Raw genomic sequence first — 18,494 nt, 5'->3', positions numbered from 1 at the left:
CTACGGCGGGCGTGCCGATCGGAGCAATGATGAACACCAATCAACTCGCCCTTTCCCTCATCGCGCCGGCATTCGAGAACCGTGACGCCGCGAGCCGGCTCACGCGCGCCAGGTACGCGGAAGGGTTCGAACTTGCGACCCGCGTAATCCCGCAGCTCGCGAAACCCGTGCGCGATGTTGCGGCGCTCGCGATCGAATCCGCGCGGGAGTTTGTCGACTCGGAAAAATGGCGCTGGAAGGAGGACGAAGGCCGCGAGCTGTTCGGTGGAGCCTGCGCGAAGCCGTCGCGCGAACTACTCGATGTGTTTCGTCGCCACTGCTATTTGATGACCGGCAGCGCTGACGGTGCGGAGTACAAGACCCGGACGGAACCCCGACAGTGGACGGCAGGCATCCACATCGAGGGCTTTGGGAGTTTGACCGCGAGCTGGTACGAGTTTCGCCGATGGGGGGAAAGCGAGCCGAGAGGATCGGTCATGTACCAGCTGACCCGCGACCATTTTTTTCTCCCGAGCTACAGGGACGGCATGCGCTACGTTCGACTGCTTGAGAACGTATGGCGCCCGTCTTACTGCGGCGACAAAATCGCGTTTGCAAAGGACGTGGCGAGCGTTAAGCCGTTCACGTATCGCGGGCGGCTGTGGGTCAACGTCGCCGGATCGTACGATCGCGACTACCGCGAAGGCACATGCTGGAGCCTTCGCCCGGTTGAACAATGGTTCGAACCGAAACACACCTACGAGTCGACACGCCGCACGATCGAGGCCGGCGCATACGAGCGCGGCAGCCATCGAGGTCTAGTCGTCAACGTGCGAGGCAAGCAATACGTGCTTGATACCCCGCTTCTCTGTTACGACGACAGCGTTCGGACGGACGAAAGTGACGACGAAGGGGAAAGCGAGACGGCGGCCGACGACGAGCCCGAGCCGGTCAAACAGCGGCCGGCAATCCCGATGCCCGTTAGGTTCACGCAGCAGCACACCGCCCATGACGTAGACGGCAATGAGTTGCGGGTCGGCTCGAAGTGCGTGATCGTCAGCGTTCATCATCCCGTGTTCAACAAGGATATTGGCAAGGCAGTAGTCGTCGGAAAAATCCTTGACCATAGCGTCACGATCTATAACGACAAGCCGAAAACGTATCGCGTCAATCGGGCCGGTCGGACGGTCGTCGCAAGCGATCCGTCGTGCTATCAGACGTACATCAGTGCGCACCAGCTCAGGCTTACTGCGGGATACCCGAGCTATCATCAACGAAGCCTTACAGATACCAACGAGGAGAAATCGACATGACCAAAACAAAGAGTGTGATTGCCGCGTATGTGCTGCTTCTTTCAACCGCTGCAAGTGCGTCCGATCTAGTGCTAATGGTTGGAATTGCCCCGGACGCTGCAGAGAGCGGCAGAGTGGTTGCCTTGCGTGATACTGCGCGCGATGGCTGTTCGTACTATGGCGTCTATCAGACTGCAGCCCCTGCCCGATCCGATTTGATGGACGTTTCGCCCGTTTTGGGAACGATCAAACTGGAGCGAAAGCAATGCAGAGATCTGGTTTCGCCCGCAGACGGAACTATCAATCTGAGCCGAACGCACACCTACATGGATTCGTCCGGCCGGCTCCGACCTGGCTATCAAGCCGGCGATGCCGTGGGGAAGATTCGAAGCGTGAATTGAATTTTCGCGTACGCGAAAATTGCACCTTGACGACAGCATCGCCGGCTGAGTTAGACTGTATATCCATACAGTGCCGGCGATGCCATGAAACCGCGACCAAATTGGGCCTACGTGTGGGAGTACACCTGCCCGCATACCGGTAAGCGGACTCTCACATGGGCGCCGCTCACGCGGCGGGAGCTTGCCGACTTCCTAGGGCCGGCCGAGTTCGACCTTTCCGCTCCCATGCCCCTCACCCGTACCCAGGTCGATCGCAACGTTGTTCCTCTCGACATAGGGCTCAAACACGTCCCGAGAATGCCGGCGTTCGACGCACCGACCGAGGCCGAGCTACGCGAATTTTGGTGCGCGTTCCATGATCCCGAGGCGCGACGCATCGGCCGCTTGCTGATCTTGGAGGTTGTGACGCTCAGGAGGTCGCTGCAGAAGTTTCAGGACTGGTATCGCGTGACCGACATGAACGTGACGGACAAGGGCGATTTTGGCGGCCCGATGGGGCCGTTCATTCGGTTTTACCACCTGCTGCGTGAGGAACTGGCGCGCGCGACGATGCTGTAACGGACTCGGCCTGATCGCTGCGCCACCTGCCAAACCGTGAAACAGAGGCGCGATTCTCTCAATACTCTTCTATCCCAATCCGGACAAGGGATTGACGGCTTTTTCCCGCTATTGTTTCACGCTGCGATGAAGCGTCAGCGAGTCGAATGCCCCCAAACGGCACTCGCATGCCGACAAGCAGAACGACACACTCACACTTGTATCGTTTGATACGTATTTTGTGGCGTCTATGATTGCTTGGTGCCAACTAGTGCGTCTGCGACGGCGGTCACAATGTGCTCGATACCTACTTCATCGCTGACGCCTAACATCCGGCGTGCGACGTCTCTGAAATCGACTGGTGACGGTGGCACGACCGAAAACCCGGCTTCCGTCAGCACCGCAAGGGCAAACGCAACGTCGTTCGCGGTGCCTTCCAAACTCGTACCGTACGCAGTGCTCTTCATCATGTTCAAAGACTGAGTTTGTGGGTGAAATCGATGTGTTGTGATAAGAATACTTATCTTGTCAGTGCCTCATAAGCCCACGCAGCTACTCCTGTTATCAATGGCAGCGTCTCTGGCGCCCAGCTTTGTGAAACGCGCAGATCATAAGTGTGCCTGTTAAGCCGCCGAGGTACACCGCAACTCCCCAACCGAAGAGGCCAATCGTTGGCGATAGCTGAGGAAACACATTTGCGAAACCAAGCACCATCGCTGCGATTCCGATGACCTGCGCGGCGATGTATACGACCAGCAAGACAAGCTTTGTTTTGTTGAACCAATCCATCGTCACTCCTTCGCAATTTCTCCCGCTGCTCGGTCGGCTTCCTCGATCACTTCCCGGCGCACGTAGGGTTGATCGCCAAAGCCGCTCACTGAATAGCCTATGAGCTGCAGAAGCTGTTCTAGATCGTCAACGGAGCCGGCCGTCGATGCTATGGCATCCAAGCCGCCTGGATAGACGTCTACCAGGCGCGATACAAGGTCGTTGCTCACAAAGCGAACGACGCCCTTGCTGTCGACGTGGATCGGTTGCATAGGGTGCTTCATGGTCTACCTCATATCTTCGCGGGCGTCGGCAACTGGTGCCGTCCGTCCAGCCAGTCGTAATCGCACTCGGTGCAGTGAAAATCATCTAGCGCGCTAACTTCGTAGCGCAGCCAAGCGTCGCAGCATGGGCATTCGACGGCCGTATGCCATTCACGCACATCCTCCTGCCATACGAGATCCCATTTTTCTAACGGCGCGATTCTGGTGAGTGCTGCAATCTCAATATCGGTCAGCCCGCTCTCTTCAGTTCGCGCGAGCGATGTCTCGAACGTTGCGCCACCATCCCATTCGAGCGTTACCCGGCCGCCGCAGATCGTGCAAGTGCGGGCCTCGCCATTATGCGAATCGCCCGCTAGATGCAGCTCGCCGCGATGGTTGCAAGCGGCGCAGCAGTAGACGTACAACACATTGGAATCCGGATTCATGATTTGTCCCCTTCGGGATTTTTTCGCGTACGCGAAAATTCGGTGAGGTAGACACTTCCTGCCGCCGAGCGAAGTCGCCCTTCATCGAGCACCGCTTGAATCTCGCCGGGGAAGCTTTCACGGAGGCCCACCGAGACAAGCCCAAGCGATGCGCCGGGATGAACCACTGACACAAGGCCGTCTGCGCGAATCTGCTGCGCAAACAGGTCGTGAGTCGATGGGCCGATACGTGGCCCCGGAGCAGATGCAATGTGTCCGTCACGCATCGAGACGAGCGCCGCCGCCCATGATCCATATCCAGCCTGACGGGCAAACCGGTCGCACGGATGCTCGATTTCGACGGCCGGCGTTAGCAACGGCTCGCCTCCCAATCGTTCCGCTTCTGACGCCTCGTCTGTGAGTTCTCGGCGCAGCAACTGCTGCGCGTACATCTTGCCTGCGCTATCCATGTGCCTCCAACGTGACCGTATGCCGGCATACATCGACTGCATTGCGAAAGTGCTACTTGATCAACTCCAGATGCCGCGCACCGTTCGGCACGGCGTCGACAACCAGCCGGCGATCGAAGGTCGCCAGCTTGCCGTCATGGGCTCGCGCGAGCGCGAGCAGGTATGTGTCAGTGACCTGATCCGACGAGAGCAATCTGGACGCGTCGACGTACTGCGCGTCTATCAGGCTAACGTCGTCCGGCCAGAACTGATGGCCCGGATGCTCGCGCAGCTGCGCGACCAAGGGCGCGACAGCTGCCGGCGTGTTCAACGTGTTCGGGTAGCGGGTGTTGCCGATGATTCGCAGCACGCCATTTTCCGTGAGCGGACAAGTCGCCCACGCTTTCCCGCCAACCCGGCCGAACCAGTCGTGTGCCGCGTCGTGCTGGACGTGTCCGGCATCGAGAAGGGCAATTAGTACATTGACGTCGAGCAGGTACGGCATCACGGCGTCTCGTCTCGCAGCTGGTTCACCAAGTCGAGCGTGACCGTGCGAGCTGTCCCCGAGGTCGGCAGGATCGGCAGTCCGTTGCGGCTAGTCTGCGTGGTCGTCGTGCGTTGCAGCGCCGCGCGCGCGAGATCGGAAATTACCTTCCCGATAGTCGTACCCGGCTTCGCACGCTCCCGCGCGAAGGCGAGGACGTCGTCATCGATGTCGATAGTGGTGCGCATAGAATTCTCCCGGTAAGCATCAAACATCAAGCATCACCACTATAGCATCAAACATCACGCATCAAGCCACGGGCGCGAGCCTTTTCCACGGCCCTTGCCTGTGGGAAACCGGCCGGGCGGCCATGCCGCACGCAAGAGGCCGGTTTTCCATAGGTCACGGCCGCTTGCGGACGTGAGGCTGTGGGAAAGGCGGTTTGGTGTTCGGCGCCGACCCTGCGCGGCGCGGCGGGCGCCCGACCGGCTCGCGACGGTCGCAAGGAGCGCGCACGACGACGAGCTTGCGCATTTTCATAACGTAACATAACATAACGTAACATCAAAAAACGGAGTTACGTTATGGCACGCGAGCCGAACATCACCCAAGAGCAAGTCAGTCGTGCAGCTGAAAGCATTCGCGAGGCCGGTGAGCGCCCGACCGCTCGCGCGATCCGCGAGCGGCTCGGCACCGGCTCGATGGCTACCGTGCTCAAATTCTTCCAGGCGTGGCAGGACGCGCAGGTAAAGCCGGCCGAAACTCCCGTTGCGCTGCCGCCTGCGCTGCAGCGTGGCTTGCTCGACTTCGTCGCTGCAGAAGTCGAACGCAGCAGAGTCGAGCTGCGTGCTGACCTCGATATCGCCAATCAAGCCAATGCCGATCTCATCCTTGAATCCGAGCGACAAGGCCTGATCGTTGAGAACCTGACCGCTTCGCTGGAGTCGGTTCACGCCGAAAAAGCGGAGCTGGCCGGCCGGTTGGGGCAGGTAGAGGCCGAGCGCGATGCTGCTCGCCAAGACGCAACTACGGAGCGGGCTGCAGCTGAGTCCGCGCGAACAGATCTTGCCAAGGCGCTGCTTCGCCTCGAGGCGATGCCACGGCTCGAAAAGGATCTCGCCGACGCGCGGCGCGACTTGGACGTCGAGCGCGCAGTTCGCGTCACTGCAGAGCAGGCTTCGGCGGTGGCTGCGGCAAAGCTGGAGGCTTCTCTAGAGGCTCGGCAGGCTGTCGAGCGAGCACTCGATGAATACCGGCTTCGCGAGCATGAGAGGGATGCCGAGTTGGCGGCTATGCGAGCGGAGTTGAAAGAAGCGCATGCGGCGACGAAAGAGGCGCATGCGGCGACAGATGCCCTGCGAAACCAGTGGCTGGCCGCTGTTAAGCCTCGATCGCGGGTGCCTCTCGCGACGACGGTTAAACCGCATACGAAGCGCTAGTGGCCCTATCTGGCCGGCTCTTTTCCACGGCCCTTGCCTGTGGGAAACCGGCCGGGCGGCCATGCCGCACGCAAGAGGCCGGTTTTCCATAGGTCACGGCCGCTTGCGGACGTGAGGCTGTGGGAAAGGCGGTTTGGTGCGAGAGCGTCAAAAATCGAACCGGGGCATTTTTCGCGTACGCGAAAAAGCGGGATGCCCTATCCGGGCGCGCGCCTTCGCGCTTGGTCCCTTCGGGACTGGCCGGCGAGCCGGCCCCCCTCCAGGCCACCACTTGCCCTTCGCAGCCGTGCCGGCTGCTGCGCGCTGCGCTTGAGAAAGGCGGTGGTCGATAGGTGTCGGTGGGCGTTCGCTGTCCTGCGGCGGGATACGGGGTCGCTCGGCTGCGCCGATCGAGGTCTACCGACCCGGCCCCTACCGCCGCACCCGTCCGGCCCTGCGGGCCGCACGGGCGAGGGACAGCAGCGAACGCAATGAACTCCGCGGTGCCGGACGTGCCCTGTTTGGCTTGCAAGGGGGTGGTCGGTCGGGGTCTGCAGCTTCGCGACCTGGCGCTTGCGGGTCGGCTGCATATGGACGAAAAGGGGCAAAATAAATCGCTTATGCAAACATAAAACGCTTTACATTATCGAGGGTTTCGACTATCATAGAATCACGGTCGACGCAGATCGGCCGGGTAACAAACGAAGTAACAACGTCAACTTAATTTAGGAGTTCGAAAGATGGCCTCGGTTAATAAAGTCATTCTCGTTGGCAACCTCGGCGCCGATCCGGAAGTTCGCTATCTGCCGAGCGGCGATGCAGTCGCAAACATTCGTCTCGCGACGACGGATCGCTACAAGGACAAGGAAAGCGGCGACGTCAAGGAAGTCACCGAGTGGCACCGCGTCGCATTCTTCGGGCGTCTTGCCGAAGTCGTCGGGAAGTATCTGAAGAAGGGCGGTTCGGTGTACATCGAGGGCAAGCTGCGTACACGCAAGTGGCAAGGTCAGGACGGCCAAGACCGTTATTCGACCGAGATCGTCGCAGACGAAATGCAAATGCTCGGCGGTGCGCATAACGCGGGCGGCAACGCTGCGAAGCCCGATGCGGAGCAGCCCGACGTCGAGCAGCCGCCGACCGATAGCGAAGCCGGCGCAGCGCCCGCAGCGGCCAAGACCACCCGGCGCGGCGCGAAGCGTTCCTAAGCGATGATGTGGCCCGCTGCGGCGGGCCTCTCACGCACCATCGCAACAGGAAGGAGAGCGATTATGGCCAAGAAGAAATTCAGCTACACGACGGCAGAGGGTGCTGTCGAAACGCGAACCAGCGAACGCGTCTACACGCATGTCGTGTTGGGTCGGCGGAATCTCGTGCAGGCGCGCGAGCGTGCAGCCAGTGTCACCGAGCGCAAGATGCACGCGGTCAATTACGACTACTACCGCAACTATGCTGAAACCGAAGTCGGCCAGCCCTATCCGGGGCGTCAGTGGACGACGAACCAAGCCGATCATGATGCGGCGGTACAGCTTGTCGCTGAGTATCCGACCGTCGAGGCATACATCGAGGCGAAGATCGAGCAGGAAATCGCGCGAATCAACGATGACGGCACGGGCGATGCCGGGCCGGAAATTGTCCTCCAATGGTCGCAGTCGTCGCGAGCCGCTCAAGCATCCGTCAGCGGTCACGCGAAATGGCACGTCGGTGTTCGCGTCGCCGCGTTGTGACGTTATCACTCGCTAACCGCGCCCGCTTCGGCGGGCCAGGTCTGCCCTTGATGGGGCATCATCTAGCAATCGAAAAGGAGTTGAAAGTGGACGCTAATATGAAAGAAGCATCTTGGGTCGATGTGAATCGCCGGTGGATCTATCCGCTGATGGCCAGCGTCATCCTTATCATGTCGCCGCTGCTTATGTCGACGTTTCTAAGCGCAAACGAGCTGCCGGGCTGGCTGGTTGTAATCGCGACTCTGTTCGGCTGCCTTGGCTCGTTCTGGGCCGGTTTGAACGTTCGATTGACCACCTCGCGGTCGGCGCAAGTTATCTGCCTTGTTGTCTCGATTGCATGCTGGATTCTCGCAGGCTGGCAGATTGCTGGCGGTTTGAAACACTGACCCACGACAAGGCGAGGTACTTATGCGATCGGTTGGAAATCTCATCTTCGGCGGCATTGGCGGCCTTTTCGTTGCGGGCATGATTGCGATGACGTTGAAGTCGCTTGATACGTTCGCTGAATTTATGCCCCCGGTGCCTTGGGCGATCGGCGTTGCGTTGTTCCTCATCGCGGTCGCAATCGGGTTCGTGCGGAAGCGCTTTGCTGGTTTGGGGATGGTCGTCGTATGGGCGGTCGGCGTCGGCATGGCGATGATGCTCGGCCAAGGCGATGACTACGTTACGCCTATGCGCGAAGCGTTGTACAGCGTTATCCCGTGGGCGTTTGTTGGGTGCTGCGCCTTGGCTTGCGTGCTCAACGCAGCGATTCTTTAAGCGAGGGTGACGAATGATGAATGCCGCGAAAACCATCGAGGAAACGATACAGGCGGTTTGCGTCGCCTCACCCCTATACCGGGGCTATAGGATAAGGAGGGCGCTCGCGGGCTACGCGGTGCTTGCCTTGGTTTGCGCAGTCATCTATCTCTGCTGGCATCACTGGGGCGAGATAGTCGGAGGGCTTTGGGCTCTGGTGTCGAGGAAGAGCGCTTCGTGGTCGGCTGCCCCGGCCGCGCAGTGGTTCCTGTGGTTGATCTTGTGTCTGTTTGCTGCGGTGATTGTCTATGAAGCATTAGCGGACAGGAAAAATTGGCCTGCTGTGCGCGACGGTAAGGCAACCGACGATTTGCTCGTCGCGATTGTGCAGAACCCGCATATCCAGCAGTCAGCCAAAGCGAGCCTCGCGAGCGAGATCGAGCAGCACGGCTACGTGAGCGCCGCCGCGCTTGGTGAGGTCGCCGCGCGTGCCGATCGCGAAGCCGTCGTGAAGAAGCGGCAGGCCGAGATTCAACGCGCGCGATTTGAACTCGGGCCAGGCGCGACCGCTATGCTGAACTATCGTCAGTCCGACGAGCAGGCGGGAGGTGATGCCTGATTCTGTCGACGGCGCATAAGAAAAAGGGGAAGGCATAGCCTTCCCCTTTTCGCGTCCGCGAAAAATAGGGAAGCGACCGGCCCGTAAGAGGCAGGGGAGCGGTGCGGTTATCCACGGGCCGCCAGCGGCGGACGGTGGATAACCGCATCCCTATTTCGTTGCCAAGAACGGCTGTGCAGCTATGGCGTTGCGAGGAACTTGACCAATTTCCCCATCAGCCACAAGCAGGCGAACACTTTAACTGTCGCGACCACGACGACTACGGCCACGGTTGCGGCCGTCATGGACGAACCAGTCGGCGCCACGTCCAGCCAACGCCGCGCAGTACCATATTCCGGGCGGCAAGAATCACGCTTTCCACGATGCCTACGGCACCGCGGATTGCGCCGCCGACAATCCAACCAAACGCGAAGTCGCCCATAGCGCCCCCTATCCGAAAATTGCCCCGCCTACCTTAAACAATCCGATCAATCCGGCTGCTATCACAATACCGACAATCCACGCGACGAGCATCGCCGCGAACAAATGACTGAGTCTGGTTCCGCTTTTCTCGGCCGATCGAGCATCACCCAGTTCCTGACGCAGAGCGGCCATTTCCTGTCGGAGTACTGCCCTAGCAGCCTCCTGCAGCGCTGCGCGCTGTTCGTCAGCGGTCTTGCTTGCCGCTGCCTGCAGGAAGTCTTTCAGTTCAGTCTTAGCCTGCGCGCTGAACGTCGTTACCGCCTCCCGCACGTTTTGCGCCGACGCCGCCAGGGCGTCCGACTGCGCGCCAATCGTCGCGGCCAGCTGGTCGACGCGTAGAGTCAGATCCTCGACCTTGCCGATTGCCCCGTCAATTTCCTCTAGAGCTTGAGCCGCCAAGGCTTCGCGCACATTGGTCGGAGGCCTGCTGTTCATCGCATGATCTCTGCAAAAACGTCGTCAAGGTTTTTGCTCGCCGTGACCGCGAGGCGCTTAATCGCGACCATTTGAACGCAGCGGGCCTTTTCATCGTCGTCCTTCGCCGTGCGCAGCTGCGCGCGATAATCCGTCTCGTCGGCCATGACTGCGCCGAGCGACGTACCGGCCGCTTTCATGCGCTCGAACACCTCGTTTTCGTACACGACTGCCTTTTCGCGAAGCGTGAAACTTTTCTCCAGCTCCGCCAGTGCGAGAATTCCCGGAAATGCCGATTCGACAGTTTCGTCCAAATCGACCTTGTTAAATACGACGCGGATTTTGTTCTTCGGTACACCGATCGCGCGAAGGGCTCGAATCGTATTTACCGTGTCCTCTTGCTGCTTTTTCAGTTTCGTCGTCGGAACGACGAACAGGTCGAATTCTTCGTGTGAGCCCGAGAATTGCTGAACGCCTTTGACAAAATCCTCGACATTCGAAGCGCCGACGTCAACGATCGCATCATCAAGCACCATGATTTGATCGACTAATTCGCCGAGCTGTTTCCCGCGCATTTTCTCGGCCTCGATGCCGCTCGCGGCCGAATCGATGTTTATCGACTCGACAGAGAATACGCTCGCATCCGGCATGCGGGGTTTGAACATATTGGCGACCAACGTGGTTTTGCCTGCGGTGCCGGCGAAGTTCATTACAACGATCTTCATTTTTCTTTGCTCCTTCGTGCTCTGCGTGCTAATTCTTCCAGATTGACCGGTTGCCCCAGCACTTGATTAATTGACGCGGGATCGTGCGATTCCGATTGTGTTGATTCGGCGATCGCTTGTCCTGTCGTCGCTTCTGTCGTCGTTCTTATTCGGCGCGTTGCGGCTGATGCAGTCGGCTCGTCGTCTTTGTGACGCGCGAGGTAGGCCGTTAGACCGCGTAGCGAAATTTCAACGCCATTCGCCTTCAAAAATGACAACACCTGCTGCAGCGAATACCCCCCATCGCGCAGCGCTCGAATGTCGATCAAATATGGGGCCAGCTTTGACTTTCTGCCGGCCGGTTCGGTGGTTCTTTCGAACGCTTCCCTGTCCATTGATCGTGTCTGTACGTTAAAGGAATGCTGATGGTAGCTCGTTTCGCGCTACCGGTACAGTTTCGTGCTCTCATGGAACACTGTAGGCACGCAAACAGCACACGTCAAGAACACACTAGGAACATGAATAGCATAAAGGCGGTTGTTCTAGGGCAGGATAGGCACGTGGTGCCGCGATGTAACACATCGGCTATAATTGGGTCGTCCCGACCTTGCTATTCATGTTCCATGAGTGTTCCCACACCTGGCCGGCGTGGCCACATGAGTGTCGACCTGGGCGCGTTGCGCCAGCAGCTCGATGCGTACTGCCGCACGCATGAGACGACGCCGAGCGCCGTTGTACGTCGCGCAGTTGCGGACGTTATTGCCGGCGGGATGCCGGCGTCCGATAACGCGGTCGTTCCGTATTCGATTACGCCAGCGGTCGAAGGGACGGATCGTTTGGTGTTGCGCCTCACCGCATCGGAGAGGAAGGCGCTTTCGGAAGTTGCGGAGAGGGCGGGATTTAAGACGGCGCAACGCTGGATAATCGCCGCGCTGCGAATTTACCTAACGCGACAGCCTCATTTAAGCGACTTTGATATGTCGGTGCTGGCTGACAGTAATTTCCAGCTTGCGGCGATCGGTAGGAATTTGAATCAAATCGCGAAGCGCTTGAATTCTGAGCCTGATGTATCTGGTTATCGGCTCGATGTGATCGATGATATTAGCAAGCGAATTAGGAAGCATACGGAGCTTGTGTCGTCGCTGCTGCAGATGAATATCGAGCGCTGGAAAATCGGAGGCGCCGATGGTAGCTAAGGTGTACGTCGATGGGATATTGGCGGAATGGGGCTCCCGCATGTTTGTCGGGCCAGTTTCTGGCCGTGCTGCGGCCCCGATGAAGTGGAAGCCGCACGCCGGTAAATCCCAATCGCGGGCGTCGGCAAAGAAACTCAATGCGGTTCAGGTAAGAAAGACGCTCAACACTCTGACCAAGAGAACCCCCGAGGTTATGGTCAAGATATCGGGGGGAGGGCGCAGCATGAAGTCGATCGGCGCTCACATGGACTACATTTCGCGCAACGGCCAGGTCGAGCTGGAGAACGAGGCGGGCGAGATTATCAAGGGCCGGGATGACGTTGCCGAGATTAAGCGGGAATGGTCGGTTTCCGGTTATGGCATTCGCGACGAGGAACGTCGCAATGCGGCCGGAAAGTCAGTGGGTGCGCGGGAAGCATTCAACATCGTTCTATCCATGCCGCCGGGCACCGATCGCGAGGCGGTGCGACGCGCTGCGCGCGAGTTCGCGGCAGCTGAGTTCGGCGGCCGGCACCATTACGTGATGGCGCAGCATGACGACGAGGAACATCCGCACGTCCACCTTTGCGTGCGGGCGCGCTCGTACGTCGATCAGAAGCGTTTGAATCCCCGAAAGGCAGACCTGCAGGCGTGGCGCGAGCGGTTCGCGGGAAAGCTGCGCGACAACGGCATCGAGGCGGCCGCGACCAAGCGCCCGGTGCGTGGGCGTACGCACGCGACCGAAAAGCTCCCACTGGTGAAGATGCGCGAACGCGGAGTCACCACCAAGAAGCAGGTACGCGAACCGCAACAGCATCCAGCATTCCCCGAAGTCATGACCGGCTACGAGAAGATCGCGCGCGCGCTCGCACACTCGGATGACGCCGCAGACCGCCAGCTTGCCGTCGACGTGACGAAGTACGTCAGCTCGATGGAGGCCATCAAACAACCACAGGCGGCGACCGCGCGCGGGCGTGGCATCGATCGTCAGCAAGGCCGCGATCGCGCGGCCCAACAGCTTGGATATCGCACGGAGATAGAAAATGAGCGACCGGACTACAGCCGTTTCAAAGCCCCTCAAATACGTACCGAAAGAGGACTCGCCCTTGCACGGGCCGGAGTACGCAAGCCCGGTGTTGATCAATCTCGACGCGTCGAGCCGACCCGATCCATCGCCGGCATGCGAAACGTGTCCGGCCTCGATGTGGCACACAACCAACGATCTGCTGAAATGCTTCTGCACGCGAATGCACGTGATCGCATGGCAGGCGGGCGATCCGCAGATCATGACGTGCGACGGACGCGAGGCGGCGATCGAGGAGATATTGGCGATGCGGGCCGCACAAGAGGCGGCAGCGGCCGGGGCATAGATCCGCAGGCGTCACCGCGCAAGGGGCCAGACAAGGGAGAAGATCGCTGATCGTCGCGGTGGCAGGAAGCAAAAAGCCCGGTGCGAACCGGGCTTTTTGCTGTCCTCTGACACAACCTCGTTTTATCTCAGTAGGTCATGCCGAGTGCGGTAGTCGTCCTTCTCCGCTTGCGACAATGCAGCCCAACCGGTTGCACGCCCTATCGATTCCCATAGCGTAGCCTGCGCGTCGTTGCCGACGGCCGGTGCGTCGTTCAGCTTCGCAGCCAACGCAGCGAGTTGCGCGGAAGTTGGTGCAGATTTCTTTGCGCTTCCCATGTCGGTGTACTCCATTGATCACTGTGACTTCTTCAAGAGCGACGGATCGCCCATCTGTATCTTGAGCGGCGCCCCTACGCACTTCGCCAGCCGCTCGCCGTGACCGCATCGTGCCGAGTCTGCCTTGCTCGCTGATGAACCCGTGGGTGCCGCCGCCAGAGGCGCTGATGCGCTTGATGCCGCAGCCGCCTGTGCGGGCTGCGGTTGTGCCTTGCTGTCGTTCGGTGCGCACGCAGCGATGACGAGCGTTGCGCAAGAGGCGAGAACAAATGATCCGAGGCGAAGCATGGTTTTGCGGGTATTCATGGGAATCTCTCTGTGAGTCCGAGGCATCGTATCACGCTAGTCGGCGGGCTGTTCGACGGCACTGCCGGAGTTAATCTGTACCGGCCACGGTCGAGGAACCAGTGTGTTGTGCGCGCGCTCGTCATGGTTCTGCACTTGCAAAATCTCCGAAAGCTGCGTGAAGAACGAATCATTCGCCTTGATCCAACCTATAAGCCATCGATGCTCGGCCACAAATTCTGGAGCTTCGTTGAGTAGAAGCTCCAGCAGCTCACGGTTTTCATCAATGCGCTTTGTCAAACCGCCGGTCGTTCCGCGCAGCACCGATAGCTTCGTGATCGCGTCCAGTTGCTTTCGTGATTTTGATAAGAGCATGTCTATCTCCTTCGAATGTTCGATCCGGCGGAGCGCATAGGCCCATTTGTTCGGCCGCTTGCAAGCGGCTCGCGCAGAATCCGCTGATTGACTTCCTGTCCGCGACGGCCCACCGCAATGTTTGCGTCGAGTGCCGCCAAGACGATGCCGACCATATGCAGCGCATCGCCCATAGTCGGTACATGAGGCTCACACGCAAACGTCAGGTCGGCGTCCAGGTCGATTACAAACGTGACGGCATACCCCGAAATACTCCCGGAATTCCCGCGAATACTGCAGCCAAGGAATTCGGTTCCGCCGTGTGAATACGGCCACACGTTAGCAAACGCGGCCACGCCGTTAAGCGCCTTCCGCGCCTCTGAAACGGCACGATCGGCCCAATCGAGAACGCGCTCGGGCGTATTCGTAGCACCACTAGCTGAGAGGTCACAAAGGCCAGTGCGCACCACACTAGCCTTCTGGATGAGATGTCATGTCGCACGCATCCTGCCCGGCTGCGAGTGACGTCGAAGGCAAGCCAGTGCGAGGGGGGGGAACTAACGTGGTGAGAAATGGTGCAGCGGCCAGAACGTCGCCGTAGTTCCGGTATGGGTAAGGCGTTAGCGCCTTGCTCGAAGATTTGTCGCCCGAAGCTCGGGCCATCCTCGCGAGGCGATTGGACAGGCGCACGACGCGTTCAAATAGTCGCATCGCGGCCATGTCCTTCTCAGGCCAAGAAAGTCGGCGGCCCTTTTCGACTTTGAACGTCCCGAAAGTCCAAATCGTTCCCCGACGCATATTGCATTTACCGACGCCGATCATCCACAGCGCCTCATACCGCCATTGCCCTTTTACGCGCTCGACCAATGCTGCGACTCGGCCGGGAGTGTCACCGCCAGGCACGATGCACGGACCGTCGTAGTCGAACAGCACGACTTCGTCATCGATGCGCATATCGCGCAGGATCGCCAGTGTGTAGTACGGCAAGCCAAGGCGACGCAACCACGGATCAGCATCGACAGTGATTCGTTGGGAGTGATCTTCCATGTTTCACCTCTGAGTGGGGTTGGATACGTCGGTCAAGTGCTCTACGCAGTCGGTGAGCGAATGCTCGCCCTTTGGTTCTTTCGCGCCGCATTGGGCGTATGACGCTTGTCGTTTCGCGACGCATGCAGAAAGAGCCTCAACGCTGCGAACGCCGGCGCAGTCGCGCAGTGCATAGACTGCATAAATTGCGGAGTAGTCGATTGGTGCGACGGTAACGGTAAGTTGTGCGTCTGCGGGTTTGGATGCGACTAAAGCTGCAGCTAACATCGCCTTACCTATCGTGCTGAGTTTCATTGTGTGATCCTCATCATTTTTCGCGTCCGCGAAAAAAAACCGACCGCCGAAGCGGCCGGCAAAAGAACTCCGATGCAATCCGAGGCACACCCAAACGCTGAGCGATAGCCAACATCGGAGCTGAGACACTGCGAATTACCAGACGTAGCCAGCCCCTACCCCTGCGCCGACCGTTCCGCGCGTATTGGTCGAGCCCGATGCCTTGAGAATCCACCGACCCGCGTACGTCGACACACCGACGGCCATTGCGGACTGACCGGCATACGTCCCACCGCCGACCGAAACGACACTCTTGCCGGGTGCCGGCGCCTGCGGCAGCGAGGCGATCGCGATCGCCGTTGCCGTCCCGCCGTTTGCGTCGGCACGGTCATGCTCGATTTGCGATCGGACGCTGGAAACGGAGTCATTGAGCTGCTGCACGTTCACTGCGTCAGTCGGTGCGACGCCGGCCGACACATTCGACAGCGTGCGCGTGAGCCCCGCTGCGCTGTTGCCGAACGAAACCGTCGTATCGGTACTCGCAACCGATCCTTGGCCGATTGCGACCGCGTTAGAGCCCTTCGCAGAGGCATTCGCACCGAGCGCGACGGCGCCGTTACCGGAGGCCTGTGCGCCTGAGCCGACCGCGACGCTGTTCGACCCGCTCGCAATCGAATTGCCGCCGGCCGCGACCGACTCGTTACCCGAAGCGCTTGCAGCGGCTCCCGACGAGTTCGCCGCGAAATACTTCAGATAGTCAGGCACGGACGTAGGCGTGATCGGCGTCGGCAGACGGTTGATCGTGTTCTGTACCCCGTTCAGGCTGTTGGACAGCGCGTTGATCGCGTTCGTATTTGCCGCGACCGCCTGATTCGTCGCATACAGCTGCGAACCATTGATCGCGTCAAGGCTCGATGCAGCGAGCGCGCCGGCCGCTACGTTCGTGAGTGTGACCGCGGTTGCCGCCCCCACCCCGCCAAGCGTCACGATCGACCGTGCGCTGCTGTCGTAGACAACAGCGTTGGCCGTTGCGCCCGATACCGCTGCATTGAGCTGGCTCACGTTGACGGCATCGGTTGCGGCCGTGCCGGCGGCGACGCCCGAGAGCGTGCGTGCCCCGCTCGTCCCGGTGAAGTCGACCGACGTACCGCCGGTCTGTGCGCCGACCGTGATCGTGCCGTTGCCGGGCGCCCCGCCCGTCTGTTGCACCAGGCCGATCGTGCCGGCGTTGATGCTGTTCGACAGGTTCGTGACCGACGACGAGGCGTTCGCGACGGCCTGATTCGTTGCGTACAGCTGCGAGCCGTTGACGGCATCCGAGCTGGACGCCGACAGCGTGCCGGCGGCCACGTTCGTCAGTGCGACCGGCGCTGCAGCTGCGCTACCGCCGAGCGTGACCGACGTGTGGCCGGCGTTGTCGTACTGCACACCGTTCGCCGCGACGCCGGCCACCGTGTTCAGCTGGCCGACGTTGACGGCATCCGTCGTCGCGGTGCCGGCGGCGACGCCCGAGAGCGTGCGTGCGCCGCTCGTCCCGGTGAAGTCGACCGACGTACCGCCGGTCTGTGCGCCGACCGTGATCGGGCCGCTGCCGGGCGCCCCGCCGGTCTGCTGTACCAGCCCGACCGTGCCAGCGTTGATGCCGTTCGACAGGTTCGTGACCGCCGTCGACGCGCTCGTGACGGCCTGATTCGTCGCGAACAGCTGGCCACCGTTGACGGCATCCGAGCTGGATGCCGACAGCGTGCCGGCGGCCACGTTCGTCAGTGCGACCGGCGCTGCAGCTGCGCTACCGCCGAGCGTGACCGACGTGTGGCCCGCGTTGTCGTATTGCACCGAGTTCGCCGCGACGCCGGCCACCGTGTTCAGCTGGCCGACGTTGACGGCATCCGTCGTCGCCGTGCCGGCGGCGACGCCCGAGAGCGTGCGTGCGCCGGCCGTGCCGGTGAGGTCGACCGACGTACCGCCGGTCTGTGCGCCGACCGTGATCGTGCCGTTGCCAGGCGCCCCGCCCGTCTGCTGCACCAGGCCGATCGTGCCGGCGTTGATGCTGTTCGACAGGTTCGTGACCGACGTCGACGCGCTCGTGACGGCCTGATTCGTCGCGAACAGCTGGCCACCGTTGACGGCATCCGAGCTGGATGCCGACAGCGTGCCGGCGGCCACGTTCGTCAGTGCGACCGGCGCTGCAGCTGCGGCACCGCCGAGCGTGACCGACGTGTGGCCGGCGTTGTCGTACTGCACGCCATTCGCCGCGACGCCAGCCACCGTGTTCAGCTGGCCGACGTTGACGGCATCCGTCGTCGCGGTGCCGGCGGCGACGCCTGAGAGCGTGCGTACGCCGCTCGTCCCGGTGAAGTCGACCGACGTACCGCCGGTCTGTGCGCCGACCGTGATCGGGCCGCTGCCGGGCGCCCCGCCGGTCTGCTGTACCAGTCCGACCGTGCCAGCGTTGATGCCGTTCGACAGGTTCGTGACCGCCGTCGACGCGTTCGTGACGGCCTGATTGGTCGCGAACAGCTGGCCGCCGTTCACGGCATCCGAGCTAGACGCCGACAGCGTGCCGGCGGCGACGCCCGAGAGCGTGCGTGCGCCGGCCGTGCCGGTGAGGTCGACCGACGTACCGCCGGTCTGTGCGCCGACCGTGATCGGCCCGCTGCCCGGTGCGCCGCCGGTCTGCTGCACCAGGCCGACCGTGCCGGCGTTGATGCTGTTCGACAGGTTCGTGACCGACGTCGATGCGTTCGTGACGGCCTGATTGGTCGCGAACAGCTGGCCACCGTTGACGGCATCCGAGCTGGATGCCGACAGCGTGCCGGCGGCCACGTTCGTCAGTGCGACCGGCGCTGCAGCTGCGGCACCGCCGAGTGTGACCGACGTGTGGCCGGCGTTGTCGTACTGCACACCGTTCGCCGCGACGCCGGCCACCGTGTTCAGCTGGCCGACGTTGACGGCATCCGTCGTCGCGGTGCCGGCGGCGACGCCCGAGAGCGTGC

Annotated in this window: 24 protein-coding genes; 11 read left to right on the top strand and 13 right to left on the bottom strand. The window is 60.9% G+C overall.

Annotation, left to right across the window (positions count from 1 at the left end; genetic code table 11):
• Positions 1-26 precede the first annotated feature (26 nt).
• The 3 genes from G3O06_RS23640 (at position 27) to G3O06_RS49200 (ending at position 2,230) form a co-directional block, all read left to right on the top strand.
• The gene (locus tag G3O06_RS23640) at positions 27-1,292 is read left to right on the top strand and encodes a hypothetical protein (RefSeq protein WP_205817676.1); all 1,266 of its coding nucleotides are present in this window, start codon (positions 27-29) and stop codon (positions 1,290-1,292) included.
• The gene (locus tag G3O06_RS23635) at positions 1,289-1,672 is read left to right on the top strand and encodes a hypothetical protein (protein WP_205817675.1); all 384 of its coding nucleotides are present in this window, start codon (positions 1,289-1,291) and stop codon (positions 1,670-1,672) included. Before G3O06_RS23640 ends, G3O06_RS23635 begins: the two co-directional genes overlap by 4 nt.
• Positions 1,673-1,756: 84 nt before the next feature.
• The gene (locus G3O06_RS49200; RefSeq protein ID WP_241020211.1) at positions 1,757-2,230 is read left to right on the top strand and encodes a hypothetical protein; all 474 of its coding nucleotides are present in this window, start codon (positions 1,757-1,759) and stop codon (positions 2,228-2,230) included.
• 543 nt (positions 2,231-2,773) lie between these two features.
• Here G3O06_RS49200 and G3O06_RS23625 read toward each other — a convergent pair.
• From G3O06_RS23625 to G3O06_RS23600, 6 genes are read right to left on the bottom strand one after another with little or no spacing between them, the layout of a single operon-like run.
• Complete coding sequence (locus tag G3O06_RS23625) at positions 2,774-2,998, bottom strand: hypothetical protein (protein WP_205817674.1); 225 nt, start codon at positions 2,996-2,998, stop codon at positions 2,774-2,776.
• A gap of 2 nt (positions 2,999-3,000) precedes the next feature.
• The gene (locus G3O06_RS23620; RefSeq protein ID WP_205817673.1) at positions 3,001-3,261 is read right to left on the bottom strand and encodes a hypothetical protein; all 261 of its coding nucleotides are present in this window, start codon (positions 3,259-3,261) and stop codon (positions 3,001-3,003) included.
• Between the two features lie 8 nt (positions 3,262-3,269).
• Positions 3,270-3,686: a hypothetical protein gene (locus G3O06_RS23615; protein WP_205817672.1), complete on the bottom strand. Its 417-nt coding sequence runs from the start codon at positions 3,684-3,686 to the stop codon at positions 3,270-3,272.
• Entirely contained in the window at positions 3,683-4,135 is a 453-nt protein-coding gene (locus G3O06_RS23610) for a hypothetical protein (protein ID WP_205817671.1), read from the bottom strand. The genes G3O06_RS23615 and G3O06_RS23610 overlap by 4 nt, the downstream gene beginning before the upstream one ends.
• Positions 4,136-4,187: 52 nt before the next feature.
• Complete coding sequence (locus G3O06_RS23605) at positions 4,188-4,619, bottom strand: TA system VapC family ribonuclease toxin (RefSeq protein WP_241020210.1); 432 nt, start codon at positions 4,617-4,619, stop codon at positions 4,188-4,190.
• Positions 4,619-4,846, bottom strand: coding sequence for a CopG family transcriptional regulator (locus G3O06_RS23600; protein ID WP_205817669.1), 228 nt, complete (start codon positions 4,844-4,846; stop codon positions 4,619-4,621). The genes G3O06_RS23605 and G3O06_RS23600 overlap by 1 nt, the downstream gene beginning before the upstream one ends.
• Before the next feature lie 336 nt (positions 4,847-5,182).
• Here G3O06_RS23600 and G3O06_RS23595 point away from each other — a divergent pair, with 336 nt between their 5' ends.
• From G3O06_RS23595 to G3O06_RS23570, 6 genes are all read left to right on the top strand, one after another.
• Positions 5,183-6,037, top strand: a complete 855-nt coding sequence (locus G3O06_RS23595; protein ID WP_205817668.1) for a DNA-binding protein — start codon at positions 5,183-5,185, stop codon at positions 6,035-6,037.
• A 719-nt stretch (positions 6,038-6,756) separates the two neighbouring features.
• Positions 6,757-7,221: a single-stranded DNA-binding protein gene (ssb, locus tag G3O06_RS23590; RefSeq protein WP_205817667.1), complete on the top strand. Its 465-nt coding sequence runs from the start codon at positions 6,757-6,759 to the stop codon at positions 7,219-7,221.
• A gap of 63 nt (positions 7,222-7,284) precedes the next feature.
• Entirely contained in the window at positions 7,285-7,740 is a 456-nt protein-coding gene (locus G3O06_RS23585; RefSeq protein ID WP_205817666.1) for a hypothetical protein, read from the top strand.
• Positions 7,741-7,838: 98 nt separating this feature from the next.
• The gene (locus G3O06_RS23580) at positions 7,839-8,126 is read left to right on the top strand and encodes a hypothetical protein (RefSeq protein WP_205817665.1); all 288 of its coding nucleotides are present in this window, start codon (positions 7,839-7,841) and stop codon (positions 8,124-8,126) included.
• A 22-nt stretch (positions 8,127-8,148) separates the two neighbouring features.
• Positions 8,149-8,499, top strand: a complete 351-nt coding sequence (locus G3O06_RS23575) for a hypothetical protein (RefSeq protein WP_205817664.1) — start codon at positions 8,149-8,151, stop codon at positions 8,497-8,499.
• A gap of 13 nt (positions 8,500-8,512) precedes the next feature.
• Positions 8,513-9,097 (top strand): hypothetical protein, encoded by a 585-nt coding sequence (locus G3O06_RS23570; protein WP_205817663.1) that lies wholly within the window; start codon positions 8,513-8,515, stop codon positions 9,095-9,097.
• Positions 9,098-9,526: 429 nt separating this feature from the next.
• Here the strand turns inward: G3O06_RS23570 and G3O06_RS23565 are convergent, their stop codons facing one another.
• From G3O06_RS23565 to G3O06_RS23555, 3 genes are read right to left on the bottom strand one after another with little or no spacing between them, the layout of a single operon-like run.
• Entirely contained in the window at positions 9,527-9,994 is a 468-nt protein-coding gene (locus tag G3O06_RS23565) for a hypothetical protein (RefSeq protein ID WP_205817662.1), read from the bottom strand.
• Entirely contained in the window at positions 9,991-10,698 is a 708-nt protein-coding gene (gene stbB, locus G3O06_RS23560) for a StbB family protein (RefSeq protein WP_205817661.1), read from the bottom strand. The genes G3O06_RS23565 and stbB overlap by 4 nt, the downstream gene beginning before the upstream one ends.
• A complete protein-coding gene (locus G3O06_RS23555; RefSeq protein WP_205817660.1) occupies positions 10,695-11,072 on the bottom strand; it encodes a hypothetical protein in 378 nt (125 codons plus the stop codon). Before G3O06_RS23555 ends, stbB begins: the two co-directional genes overlap by 4 nt.
• Positions 11,073-11,333: 261 nt before the next feature.
• Between G3O06_RS23555 and mobC the strand changes: the two genes are divergently transcribed.
• On the top strand, positions 11,334-11,873 hold the full coding sequence (gene mobC, locus G3O06_RS23550) for a plasmid mobilization relaxosome protein MobC (protein WP_205817659.1): 540 nt from the start codon (positions 11,334-11,336) through the stop codon (positions 11,871-11,873).
• On the top strand, positions 11,863-13,272 hold the full coding sequence (locus tag G3O06_RS23545; RefSeq protein ID WP_205817658.1) for a relaxase/mobilization nuclease domain-containing protein: 1,410 nt from the start codon (positions 11,863-11,865) through the stop codon (positions 13,270-13,272). Before mobC ends, G3O06_RS23545 begins: the two co-directional genes overlap by 11 nt.
• Positions 13,273-13,881: 609 nt before the next feature.
• Here G3O06_RS23545 and G3O06_RS23540 read toward each other — a convergent pair.
• The 4 genes from G3O06_RS23540 to G3O06_RS23525 all read right to left on the bottom strand — a co-directional run.
• Positions 13,882-14,199 (bottom strand): hypothetical protein, encoded by a 318-nt coding sequence (locus tag G3O06_RS23540; RefSeq protein WP_205817657.1) that lies wholly within the window; start codon positions 14,197-14,199, stop codon positions 13,882-13,884.
• 450 nt (positions 14,200-14,649) lie between these two features.
• Complete coding sequence (locus tag G3O06_RS23535) at positions 14,650-15,225, bottom strand: hypothetical protein (protein WP_205817656.1); 576 nt, start codon at positions 15,223-15,225, stop codon at positions 14,650-14,652.
• A gap of 3 nt (positions 15,226-15,228) precedes the next feature.
• The gene (locus G3O06_RS23530; RefSeq protein ID WP_205817655.1) at positions 15,229-15,519 is read right to left on the bottom strand and encodes a hypothetical protein; all 291 of its coding nucleotides are present in this window, start codon (positions 15,517-15,519) and stop codon (positions 15,229-15,231) included.
• Positions 15,520-15,654: 135 nt separating this feature from the next.
• Positions 15,655-18,494, bottom strand: a 2,840-nt coding sequence (locus G3O06_RS23525; RefSeq protein WP_205817654.1) for a YadA-like family protein, incomplete at its 5' end; no start/stop codon positions are given.

Origin of the sequence: Burkholderia sp. Ac-20345 (genome assembly GCF_017104825.1) — a bacterium.
Taxonomy (GTDB): Bacteria; Pseudomonadota; Gammaproteobacteria; order Burkholderiales; family Burkholderiaceae; genus Burkholderia; species Burkholderia lata_B.
Note: the sequence above shows the minus strand (reverse complement) of the source record. Positions and strands in the feature narration are given on the sequence as shown.

Coding starts and splice junctions, on each gene's coding strand:
- G3O06_RS23640 (WP_205817676.1), top strand. CDS start 27: ATGATGAACACCAATCAACTCGCCCTTTCCCTCATCGCGCCGGCATTC.
- G3O06_RS23635 (WP_205817675.1), top strand. CDS start 1,289: ATGACCAAAACAAAGAGTGTGATTGCCGCGTATGTGCTGCTTCTTTCA.
- G3O06_RS49200 (WP_241020211.1), top strand. CDS start 1,757: ATGAAACCGCGACCAAATTGGGCCTACGTGTGGGAGTACACCTGCCCG.
- G3O06_RS23625 (WP_205817674.1), bottom strand. CDS start 2,998: ATGGATTGGTTCAACAAAACAAAGCTTGTCTTGCTGGTCGTATACATC.
- G3O06_RS23620 (WP_205817673.1), bottom strand. CDS start 3,261: ATGAAGCACCCTATGCAACCGATCCACGTCGACAGCAAGGGCGTCGTT.
- G3O06_RS23615 (WP_205817672.1), bottom strand. CDS start 3,686: ATGAATCCGGATTCCAATGTGTTGTACGTCTACTGCTGCGCCGCTTGC.
- G3O06_RS23610 (WP_205817671.1), bottom strand. CDS start 4,135: ATGGATAGCGCAGGCAAGATGTACGCGCAGCAGTTGCTGCGCCGAGAA.
- G3O06_RS23605 (WP_241020210.1), bottom strand. CDS start 4,619: ATGCCGTACCTGCTCGACGTCAATGTACTAATTGCCCTTCTCGATGCC.
- G3O06_RS23600 (WP_205817669.1), bottom strand. CDS start 4,846: ATGCGCACCACTATCGACATCGATGACGACGTCCTCGCCTTCGCGCGG.
- G3O06_RS23595 (WP_205817668.1), top strand. CDS start 5,183: ATGGCACGCGAGCCGAACATCACCCAAGAGCAAGTCAGTCGTGCAGCT.
- ssb (WP_205817667.1), top strand. CDS start 6,757: ATGGCCTCGGTTAATAAAGTCATTCTCGTTGGCAACCTCGGCGCCGAT.
- G3O06_RS23585 (WP_205817666.1), top strand. CDS start 7,285: ATGGCCAAGAAGAAATTCAGCTACACGACGGCAGAGGGTGCTGTCGAA.
- G3O06_RS23580 (WP_205817665.1), top strand. CDS start 7,839: ATGAAAGAAGCATCTTGGGTCGATGTGAATCGCCGGTGGATCTATCCG.
- G3O06_RS23575 (WP_205817664.1), top strand. CDS start 8,149: ATGCGATCGGTTGGAAATCTCATCTTCGGCGGCATTGGCGGCCTTTTC.
- G3O06_RS23570 (WP_205817663.1), top strand. CDS start 8,513: ATGATGAATGCCGCGAAAACCATCGAGGAAACGATACAGGCGGTTTGC.
- G3O06_RS23565 (WP_205817662.1), bottom strand. CDS start 9,994: ATGAACAGCAGGCCTCCGACCAATGTGCGCGAAGCCTTGGCGGCTCAA.
- stbB (WP_205817661.1), bottom strand. CDS start 10,698: ATGAAGATCGTTGTAATGAACTTCGCCGGCACCGCAGGCAAAACCACG.
- G3O06_RS23555 (WP_205817660.1), bottom strand. CDS start 11,072: ATGGACAGGGAAGCGTTCGAAAGAACCACCGAACCGGCCGGCAGAAAG.
- mobC (WP_205817659.1), top strand. CDS start 11,334: ATGAGTGTCGACCTGGGCGCGTTGCGCCAGCAGCTCGATGCGTACTGC.
- G3O06_RS23545 (WP_205817658.1), top strand. CDS start 11,863: ATGGTAGCTAAGGTGTACGTCGATGGGATATTGGCGGAATGGGGCTCC.
- G3O06_RS23540 (WP_205817657.1), bottom strand. CDS start 14,199: ATGCTCTTATCAAAATCACGAAAGCAACTGGACGCGATCACGAAGCTA.
- G3O06_RS23535 (WP_205817656.1), bottom strand. CDS start 15,225: ATGGAAGATCACTCCCAACGAATCACTGTCGATGCTGATCCGTGGTTG.
- G3O06_RS23530 (WP_205817655.1), bottom strand. CDS start 15,519: ATGAAACTCAGCACGATAGGTAAGGCGATGTTAGCTGCAGCTTTAGTC.